Origin of the sequence: Bacillus sp. LBG-1-113, from assembly GCF_020708615.1 — a bacterium.
GTDB lineage: Bacteria > Bacillota > Bacilli > Bacillales > Bacillaceae > Bacillus > Bacillus mojavensis.
Window position 1 is genome coordinate 1 of sequence record NZ_JAJFDG010000022.1, and the last position, 1560, is coordinate 1560.

The window sequence follows — 1560 nt, forward strand, 5'->3', positions numbered from 1 at the left end:
TCAGCTTGTAGAGAAAACGATGTTTTTTCTACAAGCTTTTTTGTTTTGTGCTGTTTCTTTGGATTTTCAGCTGATTTCAGAAACAGAAAAAGAGCTCCCACATACCTAACTCTGCTTGGCTAGGTATGTGGCAATCTTCTTCATGTTCTGGCATGCGGCTGTGAGGAGAACTTGTTCGCTCACATTCCGTTTTCCCCTCAACCTGCAATAGCGAAGCCCATGCAGCTGTTTTGAATCTGCAAAGCTTCGCTCTATTTTTTCTTTTCTTTTTTTGTAGAGGTTTTTTCCTGAAACAGTCAAGCGATTTTGCCTGATCTTTTCTTTGTGGTCTTCCCATACATGACGGGTGATGACTTTCTGATTTTTTTTTGATTTTGTGCAGTTTTCAAGAAAAGGGCATGAGGAACATGTTTCAGGATTTGATTTATATGACCTGTATCCTTTTCGGTCAGTTGTTGAGTATGTAAGTGTTTGCTGGTTCGGGCAAATATAACTGTCTTTTTCACTGTCATAATGAAATTTCCATTTTGGAAACAAGCCTCTAGTAGAGTGATATCGTCTATGGGCAATGACGCCAAAAATATGACGGTCAGATAATCCTTTACAGATGGGAGTCGTTAAATATCCGGAATCAAGGGCGACAGCTTCTACTTGAAAACCAAATCGTGCGATTTGGTGATCTAATCGGTCAAGATAAGGCACAGAATCATGGACATTTCCAGGTGTGACATAGGCATCGGTGATAATGTTATATTTCATATCCGTTGTGCGGTGATCTAAATAGAAAAAACCTTCTGGTTTGTTTTCGCGATACAGATATCCACTTTCGGGATCAGTCGTACTGTGGCGGATCTCTTTTTTAGCTTTCACCTCCTCTTTGACTATTAGTGGCTTTTTTCCGTGTTCCTCCCGATCTTCTTGGATGGCTTCATTTAAATCTTTGATATAGTTTTGTGTATCCTGTTCAATCGTTTTTCTTGTGTATTTATGCTTGTTGGCATTGGCTTTAAGGTGAGTGGAATCGGTGAATAGGACACGTCCGCCCACCATGTCATGATTGATGGCCTGAAGAACGATCTCATCAAAAATGTCTTGGAAGATGGTTGTATCTTTAAAGCGTGTGCGTCTGTTCCAACTGATGGTGGAGTGGTGCGGAACCGGGTCATTGATATTCAGTCCCAAAAACCATCTGTACGCCATATTGTAGTAAATTTCTTTTTCGAGCTGTCTTTCTGAACGGATACCATAGAGGTATCCGATAAACATCATTTTGAATAAAATCAGCGGATCAAGTGAGGGGCGGCCTTTGTTTTCGCTGTAGTAAGGTTTAACCTTTTCAATGATAAAAGAGAAGTCTATGTACTTATCAATTTTTCGAAGCAGATGATCCTCTTCGACAAGTTGGTCGAGTAGAACAAATTCGACTGCGTTTTGAGAAGAATTTCTTGTGTGGAACATGAGAAAGACACCGTCCTTTTGAAGTCTTTCTTTTATTTTATTACAGGAGAGTGGGTATTTTAAGAAAAAATAAAGGCTGTCGAGATTTTCTCGACAGCCTGA

The 1560-nt window shown here is 39.9% G+C and carries 1 protein-coding gene; it reads right to left on the reverse strand.

Going from position 1 to position 1560, the window contains the following annotated elements; genetic code table 11:
* Positions 1–105 precede the first annotated feature (105 nt).
* Positions 106–1458, reverse strand: a complete 1353-nt coding sequence (locus LJF29_RS21045) for an IS1182 family transposase (protein WP_229150298.1) — start codon at positions 1456–1458, stop codon at positions 106–108.
* Positions 1459–1560 lie beyond the last annotated feature (102 nt).